Below are 19,164 nucleotides of genomic sequence, written 5' to 3'. Positions count from 1 at the left end.
GCGCAATAGCCTTTACTGTTATTGTAGGAAGAGAGGTCATAACTGGTATGACCTCTTTATCCTGGCAAAATTTTGCCGCAGTGCAAGAAATTGCGTAATTACAGCGTCAGGTGTGAGAGGTTGCGCTCAACCAGCGCGCTGCCCATGCCCGGCACCTGCTTGAGATCGTCGACCGTTTTGAAAGGACCATACTCTTCGCGGTAGCTGACGATGGCCTGCGCTTTTTTCAGGCCCACGCCGTTCAACGCACGGGCGAGATCTTCCGCTGAGGCCGAATTGATACTGACCCGCGTACCTTCATCATCCGCATTTTTACCGGCATCTGTCGCTTTGGTTTGCCCCTGCACCGGCGCTGCCGCATCGGACTTGCTCTGCGTAGCCTGTGCTTTGGCAGCAGGCGTCGCCGCCAGCGCGCCCGCGCTCATCCCGGTGGTGGCAATAGCCAGCGTAATTAACAGTGCTTTGATTCCACATTTCATGCTGTATCTCCTTGTTTGTTGACAGCCAGGTCACAATAGCCGCCAGATAAAACCGGCACAAACAGCAGATTGCAGAAATGGAAAAGGCCGCGAAAGCGGCCTTTAGTTTTTGCAGAGCGTTACGAAAATCTGCGAGCAGACACGTAATTACTGCTGCTGAGTCATTACATCACCCAGCTTGATTTTGGCTTCTTTACGCAGGTTACTCATCATGGCTTCGAAGGCAATCTGGGCATTGTTCTGGGTAATTCCCTGAACCATCGCTTTCTTCTGCGCTTCTGGCAGGGTGCCGGCTTTTACTTCATCCAGCGCCAGCAGAACGACGTTACCCTGCGTATCGGTGGTGGTACCAAAGCTTGGCTTGTCCTTCGCAGGCAGAGTCAGACCAAACGCGGCCTGGCTGATTGGGTCCTGGCCGGTACGGCTCAGCGTTTTCGCTTCACCGAAGCTCAGGCCAGCTGCTTTCAGCGCGTCTTCTTTACCCGCTTTCAGATCGGACAGAATCTTCTCAGCATCCAGTTTCGCCTGCTGTTCCGCTTTGTTGTGCTTAACCTGAGCGACGACCTGATCCTTCACTTCCGCCAGCGGTTTGACCGCTTCTGGCTTGTGCTCGCTGACGCGCAACACAAACGCACGATCGCCGTCGACGGTAATGATGTCAGAGTTACTGCCCGGCGTGCCGTTTTCGCCCACCAGACCACCGTTGAAGATGGCATCGGAAACCGGTTTGAAGTTCAGCTCTTCCGGAAGGTTGTCACGACCAAACCAGCCCGTCTCAACCGCCTTCACGCCCGCCGCCTGCTCTGCACCTGCCAGAGATTCGTTGTCGTTGCTGGCAGCATCGCTTACCTTCTGCTGCAGCGCGTAGTAGGCATCCAGCGCTTTTTCCTGTTTCACTTTCGCCGCGATATCATCACGAACGTCAGCCAGCGGCTTAGTTTTCGCCGCGGTGATGTCGTCCAGACGCACGACCAGGAAACCAACGGAAGACTTAATGACGCCAGAAAGCTGGCCTTTCTCTTTCAGACCGGCATTTTTCAGCTCGTCAGGGGTGGTCGCATCTTCCAGCCAGCCCATATCGCCGCCGTTTTTCGCAGAGATAATGTCGGTGGATTTCGCTTTCGCAACGGTCGCGAAATCAGCGCCTTTATTCAGCTTATCCAGCGCCGCTTTAGCATCAGCCTCGGTTTTCGTCTGAATTACGCTGTAGCGGTTACGCTGCGGCTGAGTGAACTGATCCTGATGCTGATCGTAGTAAGACTGGATTTCAGCATCAGACGCGGTTTCCTGCAGCGCGGCCGCATCCAGCTTGATGTAGCTCACGCGGAACTGCTCTGGAGAAACAAAGGAATTCTTGTTCTGCTCGTAGTAAGCGTTGACGTCAGCGTCGCTCACCTGCTGTTTCACCGCCAGGGCGTTCACATCAATGGTCGCTTCGCGTACAACACGCTGCTGCGCCACCAGCGCGGCCAGTTCATCCGTTTCACCTTTGAGCATGAAATCGGTGCCCACGACGGCATTGATGAGCTGCTGGGTGGTCAGCTGGTTACGCAGCGCCTGAGCGTACTGGTCGGCCGTCATCCCCATTTGATTGACGATGCTGTTGTAACGCGCGTTGTCGAATTTACCGTTAGACTGGAAGGCTTGCGTGGAGAAGATGGCTTTTTTCACCTGCTCATCGCTGATGCCAAGGCCCAGTTTTTTGGCATACTGATCAAGCAGCGCTTCGTCGATAAGACGGTTCAGTGTCTGTTGGCGCAGGGTCTTCATGTACCCTTCGTTCGCCGCCAGTTCAGAGAATTGGTCGCCCAGCTGTTGCTGCATACGGTTACGTTCACCGGCAAAAGCATTCTCGAACTGACCACGGCTGATTTCCTGGCCATTCACTTTTGCGGCGTAGTTTGCGCCACCGCCAATAAGGTAACTGCTCACGCCGGTCAATATGAACGACACGATAATGATACCGAAAATAATCTTGAGCACGAGACTGTTAGCAGCCGTGCGTAAGCTGTCCATCATGGTGTAACAACACTCCGCTGTAGGTGACTGGTTACCTGACGCTGACGGAAAATCCTGCCCGTCGCGCGTGAAGGCGTATTGTGACAAGAAAACGGGGCGATTGTCAGCCCACAACTCGCATAAACTCGCACAAATCAGGTCTGGACAAACAAAAAAGGCACATCAAATGATGCGCCCTTGTACTTTCCGGCTTCCCTGAAACGGGAAAGCAATCAGTTTACTGCGTCTTTCAGCGCTTTACCTGCACGGAAACCCGGCACTTTAGCAGCAGCAATGGTGATCTCTTTACCGGTCTGAGGGTTGCGGCCAGTACGGGCAGCACGCTCTTTAACAGCAAAAGTACCGAAACCTACCAGTGCAACGTCGTCCCCAGCCTGCAGAGATTCAGTAACAGAAGCAATTAAGGCATCTAACGCACGTCCAGCTGCAGCTTTAGAAATATCAGCACCCGCAGCAATTTTGTCAATCAGTTGAGATTTATTCACTGTTCTCTTCCTCTCTTTATAATTTATATCGCGCCTGAATCCTTCACAACGCGACCGCGCAGCAGTTATATCAGGCCTGCCATGACCTTACAACACCCGTTGTTGATGACGGACCTAATCAGCAATCTAAATTAGCTATACAAAAAAAGGCTGGCAAGTGCGAAATGACTTACCAGCCTTGTTTTTATTGACGCTCTTTGCGCGAGGTCACTATTTTGCGGTTACAACCTGCATTCCGGAGGGTTCATTCTGCAGTGCGAGACTGAGAACTTCCTCAATTCGCTTCACAGGATGGATCTGCAGGTCGGCAATCACATTGTCCGGAATCTCTTCCAGATCGCGTTTGTTTTCGTAAGGGATCAATACGGTTTTGATCCCACCGCGGTGTGCCGCCAGCAGTTTTTCTTTTAAACCACCAATCGGCAGAACCTGACCACGCAGCGTAATTTCACCGGTCATTGCCACATCGGCACGCACCGGGTTACCTGTCAGGCAGGAAACCAGAGCGGTACACATGGCAATACCCGCGCTTGGGCCATCTTTCGGCGTCGCCCCTTCCGGAACGTGCACGTGGATGTCGCGTTTTTCGTAGAAATCAGGGTTGATACCCAGTTTCTCCGCACGCGCGCGCACCACGGTAAGCGCTGCCTGGATGGATTCCTGCATCACTTCACCCAGCGAGCCGGTGTAGGTCAGCTTGCCTTTGCCAGGGACACAGGCGGTTTCGATGGTCAGCAGATCGCCGCCCACTTCCGTCCATGCCAGGCCGGTCACCTGACCAACGCGGTTTTCGTTGTCCGCGCGACCGTAGTCGAAGCGCTGAACGCCGAGATAGGCATGCAGATTGTCGCCGTTAATCACAATGTGCTTCAGGCTCTTATCCAGCAGCAGCTGTTTCACCGCTTTACGACACAGTTTAGAGATTTCACGCTCAAGGCTACGCACGCCCGCTTCACGGGTGTAGTAGCGAATGATGCCGATAATCGCGCTGTCCTCGACGGTCAGCTCGTTGGCTTTCAGCGCGTTACGCTCAATCTGTTTCGGCAGCAGGTGCTGCTTAGCGATGTTCAGCTTCTCATCTTCGGTATAACCGGAGAGACGGATCACTTCCATACGGTCCAGCAGCGGGGCCGGAATGTTCATGGAGTTGGAGGTCGCCACGAACATCACATCGCTCAGGTCGTAGTCCACTTCCAGGTAGTGATCGCTGAACGCTACGTTCTGTTCTGGATCAAGCACTTCCAGCAGTGCAGACGCAGGGTCGCCACGCATGTCCGACGACATCTTGTCGATCTCATCGAGCAGGAACAGCGGGTTTTTAACCCCCACTTTCGCCATCTTCTGGATCAGTTTACCCGGCATAGAACCAATGTAGGTACGGCGGTGACCGCGGATTTCCGCTTCATCACGTACGCCACCCAGCGCCATACGGATATACTTACGTCCGGTCGCTTTGGCGATGGACTGACCCAGAGAGGTTTTACCCACCCCCGGCGGTCCAACCAGGCACAGAATTGGGCCTTTAATTTTGTTTACACGGCTTTGTACCGCGAGGTACTCAAGAATGCGGTCTTTCACGCGTTCCAGACCGTAGTGGTCGGTATCCAGGATTTCCTGCGCCTGACGCAGGTCTTTTTTGACCTTGCTGCGGGCGTTCCACGGAACCTGCACCATCCACTCAATGTAGCCGCGTACAACGGTCGCTTCAGCCGACATTGGAGACATCATTTTCAGCTTCTGCAGTTCTGCTTCAGCCTTCTCTTTCGCCTCTTTCGGCATCTTCGCCGCGTCGATCTTACGCTTCAGCGCTTCGTTTTCGTCCGGCGCGTCGTCCATCTCGCCCAGTTCTTTCTGAATGGCCTTCATTTGCTCGTTCAGATAGTACTCACGCTGAGATTTCTCCATCTGCTTTTTGACGCGGTTGCGAATGCGCTTCTCAACCTGCAGCAGATCGATTTCAGACTCCATCATCGCCATCAGGTATTCCAGACGTTCGTTAACGTCGGACATTTCCAGCACGGACTGCTTGTCAGCCAGCTTCAGCGGCATATGTGCAGCGATGGTGTCCGCCAGACGCGCAGGATCGTCGATGCTGTTCAGCGACGTCAGCACTTCTGGTGGAATTTTCTTGTTCAGCTTGATATAGCCTTCAAACTGGCTAATGGCGGTGCGAACCAGCACTTCCTGCTCGCGCTCATCAAGCTCAGGCGAATCAAGGTACTCTGCCTTTGCAGAGAAGTGCTCGCCGTCGTCTGACAGAGTGGTAATACGCGCACGCTGCAGGCCTTCTACCAGCACCTTCACGGTGCCGTCAGGCAGCTTCAGCATCTGCAAAATAGAGGCCACGGTCCCGACGGTGAAAAGATCGTTTACACCCGGCTCATCCGTTGATGCTTCTTTCTGCGCGACCAGCATGATTTTTTTATCATGATCCATGGCGGCTTCGAGGCAACGGATAGATTTTTCCCGCCCTACAAATAAGGGTATGACCATGTGCGGATAAACCACCACATCGCGCAACGGCAATACGGGGATTTCAATGCGTTCAGAACGCTCAGGATTCATAGAGCTCTCTCTTAGTTAGTGTCCGCCAGGTAAGCTGGTCATGTCACTGTGCTTCACATAACCATTAACATGTATCCAGTATATGGGGATGTTTCCCACACATTCAACGCTATGAATACGGAAAAAGTAAAGGGGAGATAAAATCCCCCCTTTTTGATTAACTGCTTGTATGATTTGGTTAATTATTCGCCAGATGCCTGCTGCGCTTCCGGTTTGCCGTAAATCAGCAGCGGCTTGGTTTGACCGCTAATGACGGACTCGTCAATCACCACTTTCTCAACGTCTTCCATCGACGGAAGATCGTACATGGTGTCGAGCAGAGCCGCTTCAACAATTGAACGCAGACCACGGGCACCGGTTTTACGGACCATCGCTTTCTTGGCAATAGCATCCAGCGCTTCGTCGCGGAATTCCAGATCAACGCCTTCCAGGTTGAACAGCGCCTGATACTGCTTGGTCAGCGCATTTTTCGGCTCTTTCAGGATCTGGATCAGCGCGTCTTCGCTCAGCTCATTCAGCGTTGCCACAACCGGCAGACGGCCGATGAATTCAGGGATCAGACCGAATTTGATCAAATCTTCCGGTTCAACCTGAGACAGCAGTTCGCCTTCGTTTGGTTTTTCGGACGTCGATTTCACCGTTGCGCCAAAACCAATGCCGGAGCCGGTTTCAACACGGTGGGAGATGACTTTGTCCAGACCAGCAAACGCGCCACCACAGATGAACAGGATCTTGGAGGTATCAACCTGCAGGAACTCCTGCTGCGGATGTTTACGACCACCCTGTGGCGGAACGGCAGCAACCGTACCTTCAATCAGCTTCAGCAGCGCCTGCTGTACGCCTTCACCCGATACGTCACGGGTAATGGACGGGTTGTCAGATTTACGGGAGATCTTGTCGATCTCATCGATGTAAACAATCCCGCGCTGGGCTTTCTGTACGTCGTAATCGCACTTCTGCAGCAGTTTCTGAATGATGTTTTCGACGTCCTCACCCACATAACCGGCCTCGGTCAGGGTGGTGGCATCCGCCATCGTAAACGGAACATCAAGCAGACGCGCCAGGGTTTCAGCCAGCAGCGTTTTACCGGAACCGGTTGGGCCGATCAGCAGAATGTTACTTTTACCCAGTTCTACGCCATTGCTGGTGTCGCCGTTACGCAGACGTTTGTAGTGGTTATAGACCGCTACCGCCAGCACTTTCTTGGCCTGCTCCTGTCCGATGACGTAGTCGTCAAGGTGATGACGAATTTCATGCGGCGTTGGCAGCGCGCTGCGCTCACGGTGCGGTGCGACTTCTTTAATCTCTTCGCGAATGATGTCGTTACATAAATCGACACATTCGTCGCAGATATACACGGACGGCCCGGCAATCAGTTTACGCACTTCATGCTGGCTTTTGCCGCAAAAAGAGCAGTACAGCAGTTTGCCCGAACCATCTTTGCGTTTATCTGTCATGAGTCCAAACCTCTTTTTAAGTTCTTTGTGCCGCACATGACGACGCAAATGCCATTCTAAGACGCAAGCTGCAATCAGCAGCGTGCCGCCCTACCTTAGTATAGCGGCACACTCGCGTCGCGGGCATCAATTACGATGGGTCAACACGGAGTCGACTAAGCCGTACTCAACTGCCTCTGGAGCAGAGAGGAAGCGATCGCGCTCGGTATCGCGCTCGATCTGCTCGAGTGGTTGACCCGTATGCTGCGCCATAAGTTCATTCATGCGCGCTTTTACTTTCAGAATTTCACGGGCGTGGATTTCGATATCCGTCGCCTGCCCCTGGTAACCGCCCAGCGGCTGGTGAATCATCACGCGGGAATTTGGCAAGCAGAAACGCTTACCTTTCGCCCCTGCTGTTAACAGGAACGCGCCCATAGATGCAGCCTGACCCATACAGATAGTGCTTACATCAGGCTTGATGAATTGCATGGTGTCATAAATGGACATTCCTGCTGTAATCACGCCACCCGGGGAGTTAATGTACAGGTAAATGTCTTTTTCCGGGTTTTCCGCTTCCAGAAACAGCATCTGCGCCACGATCAGGTTAGCCATGTGGTCTTCCACCTGGCCGGTCAGAAAGATAACGCGTTCCTTGAGCAGACGGGAATAGATATCAAAAGAACGCTCACCACGTGAGGTCTGTTCAATAACCATTGGCACCAGAGCCATATGGGGTGCAAAGTTATCTCGTTCGCCACTGTATGACATTTCCGTCTCCTGGATCAAAATTGAAAACACCTGCTGTACTGATTGTAACCTTACGGACGGATTATCAGCCAGTCTCATTCATCATGATTACGTACTTATGGGGTTCACAGTGCCCTATTTCAAGCATAACAACCTTTTGTTGTTACGCTAACACCGAAAGGGCGTTTTAGCACTCTTCCTGGGCTATCGCTGCGATAAAAAAAACCCGCTGCCGCAAGGCAACGGGTTTTCTGTTCAAACTTTAAACCGTTGGGGCGAAATTACGCCTGCTGGTTCATCAGTTCGTTGAAAGAGGTCGCTTTTTCGGTCACTTTCGCTTTCGCCAGTACCGCTTCAACAGCCTGCTCTTCCAGGGCAACGTTGCGCATGTTGTCCATCAGCTCTTTGTTCTTACCGTAGAACTCGATCACTTCTGATGGATCTTCGTATGCAGAAGCCATCTCTTCGATCAGGCCTTTCACACGCTCTTCGTCAGCTTTCAGCTCGTGGGTACGAATTACTTCGCCCAGCAGCAGGCCAACAACAACGCGGCGTTTCGCTTGCTCTTCGAACAGCTCGCGTGGCAGTTCCATCGCTTGCTGCTGGTTGCCACCGAAACGCTGTGCAGCCTGACGGCGCAGAACGTCGATTTCGCTGTCGATCAGGGCAGCTGGAACGTCGATTTCGTTGGCTTTCACCAGACCTTCGATCGCCTGAGATTTCACACGGTTACGTACAGCGCCGTTCAGTTCGCGTTCCATGTTCTTACGCACTTCGGTACGCAGACCCGCTACGGAACCATCTTCCACGCCGAAACGCTTGATGAATTCTTCAGTCAGTTCTGGCAGTTCGCGCTCTTCAACTTTTTTCAGGTTGATAGCGAACTTCGCTGCTTTCCCTTTCAGGTTTTCAGCGTGGTATTCTTCCGGGAAGGTCACGTCGATGGTGAACTCTTCGCCAGCCTTGTGGCCTTTGATACCGTCTTCGAAGCCTGGGATCATACGACCCTGGCCCATCGCCAGTACGAAGTCAGACGCTTTACCGCCTTCGAACTCTTCGCCGTCTACAGAACCGGTGAAGTCGATGGTGACACGGTCTTCAGCGTCAACAGCGCCTTCTTTCTCTTTCCAGTTCGCCTGCTGTTTGCGCAGGGTATCCAGCATGCCGTCAACGTCTTCGTCAGTCACGGAAACAACTGGTTTTTCAACTTCGATAGATTCCAGACCTTTCAGCTCAACTTCCGGGTACACTTCGAACTCAACGGAGTAGGTGAAGTCTTCGCCCAGTTTGTATTCGCCTGGAACGTAGTTCGGCGCGCCGGCCGGATTGATTTTTTCTTTGATGATCGCATCAATAAAGTTACGGCTCATCAGTTCACCCAGCACATCCTGACGCACGGAAGCGCCATAACGCTGAGCAACAACATTCATTGGTACTTTGCCCTTGCGGAAGCCGTCAATACGTACTTTTTTTGCTACGTTGACCAGCTCGCTTTTCACAGCAGTTTCGATGCTGTCAGCAGCGATAGTAATCGTTACACGGCGGCCAAGGCCTTGAGTGGTTTCAACTGAAACTTGCATCTTGTTACCTCAAAAAAATCACAGTGCTCGGTCAACTCTGAATCTGTCTGTTATACCGGGATGCTCTCTTAGTGCAGATTCACATTCCCTGTCGCCAGAATCATCCCGAAGACATTCAATAAGACGCGGCATTATAGCGGCATCACTTAGGTGAGTCGAGAACGGTTGGGGCATGTTGCTGCGGCTTTTTTCACACTTTAAGGCTATTTTTAGTCTTAAAATCGCTCCATTCGCTCAAAACTCAGACAAAACAAAACGGCCCGGAGGCCGTTTTGAGGAAATCTGTAAGCAACATACTGGAAAAGCTCCAGCCGTTGCAAATCCGATTTATCAGGCGATAGTGCCTGCACCGCGACAGGGCGGCGATGCGAAAACCGTATCCTGCAGGCCTTCCCATTCCTTAATGGTGTAGGTATGCAGTGCCAGCGCATGCACGGTCGTGGAGAGTTCTTCCGTCAAGGTGCTGTAGATCAAGCGGTGTCGATTCAGGAAACGTTCTCCCGTGAAGCGATCGCTAACCAGAACCACTTTAAAGTGGCTTTCAGAACCTGCCGGCACGTTATGACGATAGCTTTCGTCGACGACTTCGAGGAACACAGGGTTGAACGCTGCCCTTAATTTATCTTCTATATGCTCACGTATCATCATGAAATTACTCCTCCGACAACGCCAGGATGTCACCCATCCCTTTAAATGTTAGCCGCTTTTACCGTTTCCATTACACCTTGACAACAAATATTTAGCTTTCGTCTGATTTTCTCATTCAAACGAATGAAGTTCACTGTGAGACTCATACGTTTTGTCATACACGGATTGGGAAAAAGGGTGATCTGGTCAGTTTTCGGACAAGGCGATGAATTTACATGCGTTGACCACTTCCCCTCGCCGTTGGCGATGTTATGATGGCGGCAATTTTTCTCTTTATATGCTTACGATTCGTTGAGAACCCGAAAATGTTAAAAAAACTCTTCTTTCCGTTGGTAGCCCTTTTTATGCTGGCAGGCTGTGCTACCCCACCTACCACCATTGATGTCTCACCAAAAATCACCCTGCCTCAGCAGGATCCAAGCCTGATGGGCGTCACCGTGAGCATTAACGGTGCCGATCAGCGTCAGGATCAGGCGCTGGCTAAAGTGACCCGCGATAACCAGCAGGTTACTCTCACCGCCTCCCGCGACCTGCGCTTCCTGCTCCAGGAAGTGCTGGAGAAACAGATGACCGCTCGCGGCTACATGATTGGCCCAAGCGGCGCGGTTGATCTGCAGATTATCGTGAATAACCTGTACGCTGACGTGTCTCAGGGCAACGTGCGCTACAACATTGCGACCAAAGCGGATATCGCCATCATTGCCACCGCTAAGAATGGCAACAAGATGACCAAAAACTACCGCGCCAGCTACTCTGTTGAAGGTGCCTTCCAGGCTTCTAACCAGAACATTGCTAACGCCGTGAACAGCGTGCTGACCGATACCATCGCCGATATGGCGCAGGACACCAGCATTCACGACTTCATCAAGCAGAACGCGCGTTAATCCCGCTCTCTGACCCGGTGTATCACCGGGTCAGTTTTATAAGAACATGTCCAGCCATTACTTACGCATTTTCCAGCAACCGAAATCAGCGATCCTGCTGATCCTCGGCTTCGCCTCGGGTTTACCCCTCGCGCTCACTTCCGGCACGCTTCAGGCGTGGATGACGGTTGAGAACATCGATCTTAAAACCATCGGTTTCTTCTCGCTTGTTGGCCAGGCCTATGTCTTTAAGTTCCTGTGGTCTCCGGTCATGGATCGCTACACGCCGCCTTTCCTCGGACGTCGACGCGGCTGGCTAGTGATGACGCAGATCCTGCTGCTGCTGGCTATTGCGGCAATGGGGTTTCTTGAACCCACCCCCCAGCTTCGCTGGATGGCCGCGCTTGCGGTAGTGATTGCCTTCTGTTCCGCCTCTCAGGATATCGTGTTCGACGCCTGGAAGACGGACGTGTTACCTGCTGAAGAGCGCGGCGCCGGTGCAGCAATCAGCGTGCTGGGCTATCGCCTCGGGATGCTGGTCTCCGGCGGGCTGGCGCTGTGGCTGGCCGACCGTTACCTCGGCTGGCAGGGCATGTACTGGCTGATGGCCGCCCTGCTGATCCCCTGCATCATCGCGACGCTGTTCGCGCCCGAACCGAGTGACGTCATCCCGGTTCCCCGCTCGCTGGAGCAGGCCGTCGCCGAACCGCTCCGTGACTTCTTTGGCCGCAACAACGCCTGGCTGATCCTGCTGCTCATCGTCCTTTATAAGCTGGGCGATGCCTTTGCCATGAGTTTGACCACCACCTTCCTGATCCGGGGCGTCGGTTTTGACGCCGGTGAAGTGGGTGTGGTGAATAAAACGCTGGGGCTGTTTGCGACGATTGTCGGCGCGCTTTATGGCGGCGTGCTGATGCAGCGCCTGACACTGTTTCGCGCGCTGCTGATTTTCGGCATCCTTCAGGGCGCCTCTAACGCAGGCTACTGGCTGCTGTCGATTACCGACAAACATACGATCAGCATGGCCGCGGCGGTGTTCTTCGAAAACCTCTGCGGCGGCATGGGAACAGCGGCGTTTGTCGCCCTGCTGATGACCCTGTGCAATAAGTCGTTTTCCGCTACCCAGTTCGCTCTGCTCTCGGCGCTTTCCGCAGTTGGCCGCGTGTACGTTGGCCCGATTGCCGGCTGGTTCGTGGAAGCCCACGGCTGGCCAACATTTTATCTCTTCTCGGTCGTGGCTGCCGTGCCGGGGATTTTATTGCTGCTGGTCTGCCGTCAGACGCTGGAATATACCCAGCGGACAGAACATTTTATGCCGCGCACCGAATATCGCCGCGCCTACCGTTTTGCGCTGCGTCTGTTAATGGCGGGTTGCATTGCTCTGGCGCTCTGGCTTGTGGTGCTTATTATCAATGCCAGCACCTCTCTGGTACTCCCTTTCGAAGCCCTTCTGCTGGACGCAGGCGCCCTGCTGGCTATCGCCGGGATCCTGACCGGAGGTCTGCTTGATTTCATGGCGTTGCGTAAAACGCAGATGACCTGAAGAAAAATGCGAAAGGTTATTTCCCGTTGTAATCACTAACCGAAATTATAACGGCGAAATAGCCGCCAGGCGCAAAAAAAATATTTGTTGTTTTGTGCGGGATAGGATTTGGAAATTATTGGCTCCCATTCCAAAACGCTATTTTTCATTAAACGATTCAGCATACGAGAGTTTGATTTTTCGTTTTTCAGATGTCTTTTTATTGATAATTAATTGTTAATTTTTTGTTTATTTTCAACAATGGTTATACCAATTGCCCCTTTTAGGGTATGCTTGGGGGTCCTTTCGTTATAAAGCCCATGCCATGCGGCTTCGGTCATAAAAACCGACATAATTTGCAACACTTGTGACACGTGCGGCAGAACCCGGTAACACCTTCCTGACACAGGCCTAATGATGTTTACAGTAATGTAACCTTCCCGTAAAATGCCCGCACACTTTAAACGCCACCAGACTCCGTGGAATTGAGGTCGTTAAATGAGACTCGGGAAATACAATAAAAGTTTGGGATGGTTGTCATTATTCGCGGGCACTGTATTACTCAGTGGCTGCGATTCTGCACTACTAGACCCCAAAGGACAGATTGGACTGGAACAACGTTCACTGATATTGACGGCTTTTGGCCTGATGTTGATTGTGGTTATTCCTGCCATTTTGATGGCTGTTGGTTTCGCCTGGAAGTATCGTGCGAGCAATAAAGATGCGAAGTATAGCCCTAACTGGTCACACTCCAATAAAGTGGAAGCTGTGGTCTGGACGGTACCTATTCTGATCATCCTGTTCCTTGCCGTACTGACCTGGAAAACCACTCACGCACTTGAGCCAAGCAAACCGCTGGTTCACGATGAGAAACCTATTACCATTGAAGTGGTCTCCATGGACTGGAAATGGTTCTTCATCTATCCAGAGCAGGGTATTGCTACCGTGAATGAAATCGCCTTCCCGGCGAACACTCCGGTTCAGTTCAAAGTGACCTCCAACTCCGTAATGAACTCCTTCTTCATCCCACGTCTGGGTAGCCAGATTTACGCGATGGCCGGTATGCAGACCAACCTGCACCTGATCGCGAATGAAGCAGGCACCTATGATGGTATCTCCGCCAGCTATAGCGGCCCGGGCTTCTCAGGTATGAAGTTCAAAGCTATTGCGACGCCAGACCGTGCCGCTTTCGACCAGTGGGTTGAAAAAGCGAAGCAGTCTCCAAACACCATGTCTGACATGGCGGCGTTCGAAAAAGTGGCTGCACCAAGCGAATACAACAAGGTGGAGTACTTCTCTAATGTGAAACCAGATTTGTTCAAAGACGTTATTGGCAAATTTATGGATCACGGCAAGAGCATGGACATGACCCAGCCTGAAGGCGAGCACAGCGCGCACGAAGGTATGGAAGGCATGGACATGAGCCACGCGGAAACCGCTCACTAAGGGGCCGAGGAAGAAAATGTTCGGAAAATTGACACTGGATGCAGTGCCCTACCATGAACCGATTATCGTGGTTACGGTGGCTGCAATTATCATTGGTGGCGCGGCCTTACTGGCCCTGATCACTTACTTCGGTAAGTGGAGCTACCTGTGGAACGAGTGGCTGACTTCGGTTGACCACAAAAAACTCGGTATCATGTACTGCATCGTCGGTATCGTCATGTTAATTCGTGGCTTTGCGGATGCGATCATGATGCGTAGCCAGCAGGCACTCGCTTCTGCGGGCGAAGCCGGCTTCCTGCCACCGCACCACTACGATCAGATCTTTACCGCCCACGGCGTTATCATGATCTTCTTCGTGGCGATGCCGCTGGTTATCGGTCTGATGAACGTTGTCGTTCCGCTGCAAATCGGCGCGCGCGACGTGGCGTTCCCGTTCCTGAACAACCTGAGCTTCTGGTTCACGGTTGTCGGCGTTATCCTGGTTAACCTGTCACTGGGTGTGGGCGAATTCGCGCAGACCGGCTGGCTGGCTTACCCGCCGCTGTCAGGAATTGAGTACAGTCCGGGCGTTGGCGTCGACTACTGGATTTGGGCGCTTCAGCTCTCCGGTGTCGGTACTACCCTGACCGGTATCAACTTCTTCGTGACCATTATCAAGATGCGTGCCCCAGGCATGACCATGTTCAAGATGCCGGTATTTACCTGGGCATCTCTGTGCGCCAACATCCTGATTATAGCCTCCTTCCCAATTCTGACCGTCACCATCGCGCTGCTGACCCTGGACCGCTACCTGGGCACCCATTTCTTCACGAATGATATGGGTGGCAACATGATGATGTACATCAACCTGATTTGGGCCTGGGGTCACCCGGAAGTGTACATTCTGGTTCTGCCTGTGTTCGGTGTGTTCTCCGAAATCGCGGCAACCTTCTCGCGTAAACGTCTGTTTGGTTACACCTCTCTGGTGTGGGCAACCGTGTGTATTACCGTTCTGTCGTTCATTGTTTGGCTGCACCACTTCTTCACCATGGGTGCGGGCGCGAACGTAAACGCCTTCTTCGGTATTACCACCATGATTATCGCCATCCCTACCGGGGTGAAGATCTTCAACTGGCTGTTCACCATGTACCAGGGCCGTATCGTGTTCCACTCAGCGATGCTGTGGACCATCGGCTTCATCGTGACCTTCTCCGTAGGTGGGATGACCGGCGTACTGCTGGCGGTACCAGGTGCTGACTTCGTTCTGCACAACAGCCTGTTCCTGATTGCGCACTTCCATAACGTTATCATCGGTGGCGTGGTCTTCGGCTGCTTCGCTGGCGTAACCTACTGGTGGCCAAAAGCGTTCGGCTTCACGCTGAACGAAAAATGGGGTAAACGCGCGTTCTGGTTCTGGATCATCGGCTTCTTCGTAGCATTTATGCCGCTGTACGTGCTGGGCTTCATGGGTATGACCCGTCGTCTGAGCCAGCAGATCGATCCGCAGTTCCACCCAATGCTGATGGTTGCAGCGGGCGGTGCCGTGCTGATTGCCTGCGGTATCGCGTCTCAGCTGATTCAGTTCTACGTGTCTATTCGCGACCGCGACCAGAACCGTGACCTGACCGGTGACCCATGGGGTGGCCGTACGCTGGAGTGGGCGACCTCTTCTCCACCTCCTTTCTATAACTTTGCCATCGTGCCGCAGGTTCATGAACGCGACGCATTCTGGGAAATGAAAGAAAAAGGTGAAGCGTACAAGCAACCTGCTCATTACGAAGAAATCCACATGCCGAAAAACAGCGGTGCGGGCATTGTGATTGCCGCCTTCGCAACGGTATTTGGTTTCGCAATGATCTGGCACATCTGGTGGATGGCGATTGTTGGCTTCGCTGGCATCGTAATCAGCTGGATTGTGAAGAGCTTTGACGAGGACGTGGACTACTACGTACCAGTCCGTGAAGTTGAGAAGCTGGAAAATCAGCATTTCGACGAGATTTCTAAAGCGGGGCTGAAAAATGGCAACTGATACTCTGGCGCACTCAACTGCCCACGCGCATGAACATGCGCACCACGATACAGGACCGACCAAAGTCTTCGGTTTCTGGATCTACCTGATGAGCGACTGCATTCTGTTCTGCTGTCTGTTCGCGACCTACGCCGTTCTGGTGAACGGCACGGCGGGCGGCCCGGCTGGCAAGGACATCTTTGAACTGCCGTTCGTTCTGGTTGAAACCGCACTGCTGTTATTCAGCTCCATCACCTACGGCATGGCGGCTATCGCCATGTACAAAAACAACAAGAGCCAGGTTGTGTCCTGGCTGGCGTTGACCTGGCTGTTTGGTGCTGGATTTATCGGGATGGAAATCTATGAATTCCATCACCTGATTCTGGAAGGTTTCGGTCCGGATCGCAGTGGCTTCCTGTCCGCGTTCTTCGCGCTGGTCGGTACCCACGGTCTGCACGTGACCTCTGGTCTGATCTGGATGGCGGTACTGATGTTCCAGGTATCCCGTCGCGGCCTGACCAGCACTAACCGTACCCGTATCATGTGCCTGAGCCTGTTCTGGCACTTCCTGGACGTGGTGTGGATCTGTGTGTTCTCTGTTGTATATCTGATGGGGGCGATGTAATGAGTCATTCAAACGATCATGGCGCTTCCCACGGTAGCGTAAAAACCTACATGACAGGTTTCATCCTGTCGATCATCCTGACGGTGATCCCGTTCTGGATGGTGATGAGCGGTTCTGCGTCTAAGCCGGTTATTCTGGGTGCAATCCTGGTGACCGCGGTGATTCAGATTCTGGTGCATCTGGTTTGCTTCCTGCACATGAACACTAAGTCCGATGAAGGCTGGAATATGACCGCCTTTATCTTTACCGTGATTATCATCGCTATCCTGGTAGTCGGTTCCATCTGGATTATGTGGAACCTCAACTACAACATGATGGTTCACTAAGAGCGGCGAGTATGTTTAAGCAATACCTGCAAGTAACGAAACCAGGCATCATCTTTGGCAACCTGATCTCCGTGATCGGAGGGTTCCTGCTGGCCTCTAAGGGCAGCATTGATTACACCCTCTTTATCTACACGCTGGTCGGTGTGTCACTGGTTGTTGCGTCCGGTTGTGTATTTAACAACTACATCGACATGGATATCGACAAGAAGATGGAAAGGACCAAAAATCGGGTGCTGGTGAAAGGCCTGATCGCCCCTTCCGTCTCGCTGGTGTACGCCACCTTGCTGGGTATTGCTGGCTTTATGCTGCTGTGGTTTGGTGCTAACCCGCTGGCCTGCTGGCTGGGGGTGATGGGGTTCGTGGTGTATGTGGGCGTCTACAGCCTGTATATGAAACGCCACTCCGTCTACGGCACGCTGATTGGTTCTCTCTCCGGCGCTGCGCCGCCGGTGATTGGCTACTGCGCGGTCACGAACGAGTTCGACAGCGGTGCGCTGATCCTGCTGGCTATCTTTAGCCTGTGGCAGATGCCGCACTCTTATGCCATCGCGATTTTCCGCTTTAAGGATTATCAGGCAGCGAACATCCCGGTTCTGCCGGTCGTGAAGGGCATTTCTGTTGCCAAGAACCACATCACGTTGTACATCATCGCCTTTGCCGTGGCAACGCTGATGCTCTCTCTGGGTGGTTACGCCGGGTATAAATATCTGGCGGTAGCGGCTGCGGTGAGCGTCTGGTGGCTCGGTATGGCGCTGCGCGGTTACAAAGTGGAAGATGACAAAGTCTGGGCGCGCAAACTGTTTGTGTTCTCGATTGTGGCCATCACCTCGCTGTCCGTGATGATGTCCGTGGACTTCATGGTGCCAGATTCACACAACCTGCTGACTTACGTCTGGTAAGCCAAACAGGTCAATAAAAGGGTGCTTCGGCACCCTTTTTTATTCACTGAATCTACTAATAACGCATGTAATATTTGTTAAATAACCCTTTATTTACCCCGCCCCTTCCCCGCACTACACTATGGCCTGCTTTTGAACTGAGGTGGTAATGAACGATTATAAAATGACGCCAGGCGAGCTACGCGCGACCTGGGGCTTAGGGACTGTCTTCTCGCTACGGATGCTTGGCATGTTTATGGTCCTGCCTGTTCTGACCACGTACGGTATGGCGCTGCAGGGGGCCAGCGAGGCGCTGATTGGCCTCGCGATCGGCATCTACGGCCTGGCGCAGGCGGTTTTCCAGATCCCGTTTGGCCTGCTCTCTGATCGGGTGGGCCGAAAGCCGCTGATCGTCGGCGGGCTGCTGGTCTTTGTGCTCGGAAGCGTGATTGCCGCCCTCTCCCACTCCATCTGGGGGATTATTCTCGGCCGCGCCCTGCAGGGTTCCGGCGCGATTGCCGCCGCGGTGATGGCGCTGCTGTCCGACTTAACCCGCGAGCAAAACCGTACTAAAGCGATGGCGTTCATCGGCGTGAGCTTTGGCGTGACCTTTGCGATTGCGATGGTGCTGGGCCCCATCATTACGCACACGTTGGGTCTGCACGCCCTGTTCTGGATGATTGCCGTGCTGGCGACCATCGGTATTGCCTTAACCCTGTGGGTCGTGCCGGACAGCAAGAACCACGTCCTGAACCGTGAATCGGGGATGGTAAAAGGCTGCTTCAGCAAAGTGATTGTCGAGCCGCGCCTGCTCAAGCTGAACTTTGGCATTATGTGTCTGCACATCCTGCTGATGTCCACCTTTGTCGCCCTGCCCGGCCAGCTTGCCGCAGCGGGTTTCCCGGCGGCTGAGCACTGGAAAATCTATCTGGTCACGATGCTGATTTCGTTTGTCTCCGTCGTGCCGTTCATCATCTACGCCGAAGTGAAGCGCAAAATGAAGCGCGTCTTCGTGGGCTGCGTGGCGGTCCTGCTGATTGCCGAAATTGTGCTCTGGGGTGCTGGCCCGCACTTCTGGGAGCTGATTGCCGGCGTGCAGCTGTTCTTCCTGGCCTTTAACCTGATGGAAGCGCTGCTGCCGTCGCTGATCAGCAAAGAGTCCCCCGCCGGTTACAAAGGCACCGCGATGGGCATCTACTCCACCAGCCAGTTTCTCGGCGTGGCGATCGGCGGCTCGCTCGGCGGCTGGGTGGACGGCCTGTTTGATTCACAAACCGTGTTTCTCGCCGGTGCGCTATTGGCGACAGTCTGGCTGCTGGTCGCCAGCACCATGAAAGAGCCGCGCTACGTGAGCAGCCTGCGCGTGGAAATCCCGGATGATGTGGAAATCAGCGATGTGCTGAAGCAGCGTCTGGAAGCCAAAGAGGGTGTGACAGAGGTGCTCATCGTCCCGGAAGAGCGCAGCGCTTACGTCAAAATAGACAGTAAAATGACCAACCGCTTCGAGGTCGAGCAGGCGCTCAAAGCGTGAAAAAAAGCCCGGTTAAACCGGGCT

The 19,164-nt window shown here is 53.3% G+C and carries 16 protein-coding genes; 8 read left to right on the top strand and 8 right to left on the bottom strand.

Translation table 11 applies throughout. From position 1 onward, the window contains the following. Positions 1 to 98 precede the first annotated feature (98 nt). The 8 genes from QMN93_RS02465 to bolA all read right to left on the bottom strand — a co-directional run bounded on the left by QMN93_RS02465 (position 99) and on the right by bolA (position 9,962). Positions 99 to 479: a helix-hairpin-helix domain-containing protein gene (locus tag QMN93_RS02465; RefSeq protein WP_039263937.1), complete on the bottom strand. Its 381-nt coding sequence runs from the start codon at positions 477 to 479 to the stop codon at positions 99 to 101. 147 nt (positions 480 to 626) lie between these two features. Next, positions 627 to 2,498: a peptidylprolyl isomerase gene (gene ppiD / locus QMN93_RS02460; protein ID WP_182383113.1), complete on the bottom strand. Its 1,872-nt coding sequence runs from the start codon at positions 2,496 to 2,498 to the stop codon at positions 627 to 629. Between the two features lie 212 nt (positions 2,499 to 2,710). Continuing rightward, positions 2,711 to 2,983 (bottom strand): nucleoid-associated protein HU-beta, encoded by a 273-nt coding sequence (hupB, locus tag QMN93_RS02455; RefSeq protein ID WP_002444653.1) that lies wholly within the window; start codon positions 2,981 to 2,983, stop codon positions 2,711 to 2,713. Positions 2,984 to 3,193: 210 nt separating this feature from the next. Next, positions 3,194 to 5,548: an endopeptidase La gene (lon, locus tag QMN93_RS02450; protein ID WP_023334706.1), complete on the bottom strand. Its 2,355-nt coding sequence runs from the start codon at positions 5,546 to 5,548 to the stop codon at positions 3,194 to 3,196. Positions 5,549 to 5,730: 182 nt separating this feature from the next. Beyond that, complete coding sequence (clpX, locus tag QMN93_RS02445; protein ID WP_023310570.1) at positions 5,731 to 7,005, bottom strand: ATP-dependent protease ATP-binding subunit ClpX; 1,275 nt, start codon at positions 7,003 to 7,005, stop codon at positions 5,731 to 5,733. A 126-nt stretch (positions 7,006 to 7,131) separates the two neighbouring features. Then, entirely contained in the window at positions 7,132 to 7,755 is a 624-nt protein-coding gene (gene clpP / locus QMN93_RS02440) for an ATP-dependent Clp endopeptidase proteolytic subunit ClpP (protein WP_010428105.1), read from the bottom strand. Between the two features lie 260 nt (positions 7,756 to 8,015). Beyond that, positions 8,016 to 9,314, bottom strand: a complete 1,299-nt coding sequence (gene tig, locus QMN93_RS02435) for a trigger factor (protein WP_023310569.1) — start codon at positions 9,312 to 9,314, stop codon at positions 8,016 to 8,018. Positions 9,315 to 9,644: 330 nt separating this feature from the next. Then, a complete protein-coding gene (gene bolA / locus QMN93_RS02430; protein ID WP_021241655.1) occupies positions 9,645 to 9,962 on the bottom strand; it encodes a transcriptional regulator BolA in 318 nt (105 codons plus the stop codon). 305 nt (positions 9,963 to 10,267) lie between these two features. Between bolA and QMN93_RS02425 the strand changes: the two genes are divergently transcribed. The 8 genes from QMN93_RS02425 to QMN93_RS02390 all read left to right on the top strand — a co-directional run bounded on the left by QMN93_RS02425 (position 10,268) and on the right by QMN93_RS02390 (position 19,140). After that, complete coding sequence (locus QMN93_RS02425; RefSeq protein ID WP_023310568.1) at positions 10,268 to 10,846, top strand: lipoprotein; 579 nt, start codon at positions 10,268 to 10,270, stop codon at positions 10,844 to 10,846. A gap of 46 nt (positions 10,847 to 10,892) precedes the next feature. After that, positions 10,893 to 12,368, top strand: a complete 1,476-nt coding sequence (ampG, locus tag QMN93_RS02420) for a muropeptide MFS transporter AmpG (RefSeq protein ID WP_193138871.1) — start codon at positions 10,893 to 10,895, stop codon at positions 12,366 to 12,368. A 477-nt stretch (positions 12,369 to 12,845) separates the two neighbouring features. Beyond that, complete coding sequence (cyoA, locus tag QMN93_RS02415) at positions 12,846 to 13,793, top strand: cytochrome o ubiquinol oxidase subunit II (protein ID WP_014882770.1); 948 nt, start codon at positions 12,846 to 12,848, stop codon at positions 13,791 to 13,793. Between the two features lie 16 nt (positions 13,794 to 13,809). Next, the gene (cyoB, locus tag QMN93_RS02410) at positions 13,810 to 15,801 is read left to right on the top strand and encodes a cytochrome o ubiquinol oxidase subunit I (RefSeq protein WP_014168864.1); all 1,992 of its coding nucleotides are present in this window, start codon (positions 13,810 to 13,812) and stop codon (positions 15,799 to 15,801) included. Further along, complete coding sequence (locus tag QMN93_RS02405; protein WP_023334703.1) at positions 15,791 to 16,405, top strand: cytochrome o ubiquinol oxidase subunit III; 615 nt, start codon at positions 15,791 to 15,793, stop codon at positions 16,403 to 16,405. The genes cyoB and QMN93_RS02405 overlap by 11 nt, the downstream gene beginning before the upstream one ends. Beyond that, complete coding sequence (locus tag QMN93_RS02400; protein WP_006176899.1) at positions 16,405 to 16,731, top strand: cytochrome o ubiquinol oxidase subunit IV; 327 nt, start codon at positions 16,405 to 16,407, stop codon at positions 16,729 to 16,731. The genes QMN93_RS02405 and QMN93_RS02400 overlap by 1 nt, the downstream gene beginning before the upstream one ends. Before the next feature lie 11 nt (positions 16,732 to 16,742). Next, the gene (gene cyoE, locus QMN93_RS02395) at positions 16,743 to 17,630 is read left to right on the top strand and encodes a heme o synthase (protein WP_013095848.1); all 888 of its coding nucleotides are present in this window, start codon (positions 16,743 to 16,745) and stop codon (positions 17,628 to 17,630) included. 148 nt (positions 17,631 to 17,778) lie between these two features. Beyond that, positions 17,779 to 19,140 carry an MFS transporter gene (locus QMN93_RS02390; protein ID WP_045887932.1) on the top strand — a complete coding sequence of 454 codons (1,362 nt, stop codon included), beginning with the start codon at positions 17,779 to 17,781 and terminating at the stop codon, positions 19,138 to 19,140. Positions 19,141 to 19,164: the final 24 nt, after the last annotated feature.

Origin of the sequence: Enterobacter sp. R-1.6.2 (assembly GCF_035064085.1) — a bacterium.
GTDB classification, from domain to species: domain Bacteria; phylum Pseudomonadota; class Gammaproteobacteria; order Enterobacterales; family Enterobacteriaceae; genus Enterobacter; species Enterobacter asburiae_B.
This window is presented reverse-complemented; position numbering and strand designations above follow the sequence as displayed.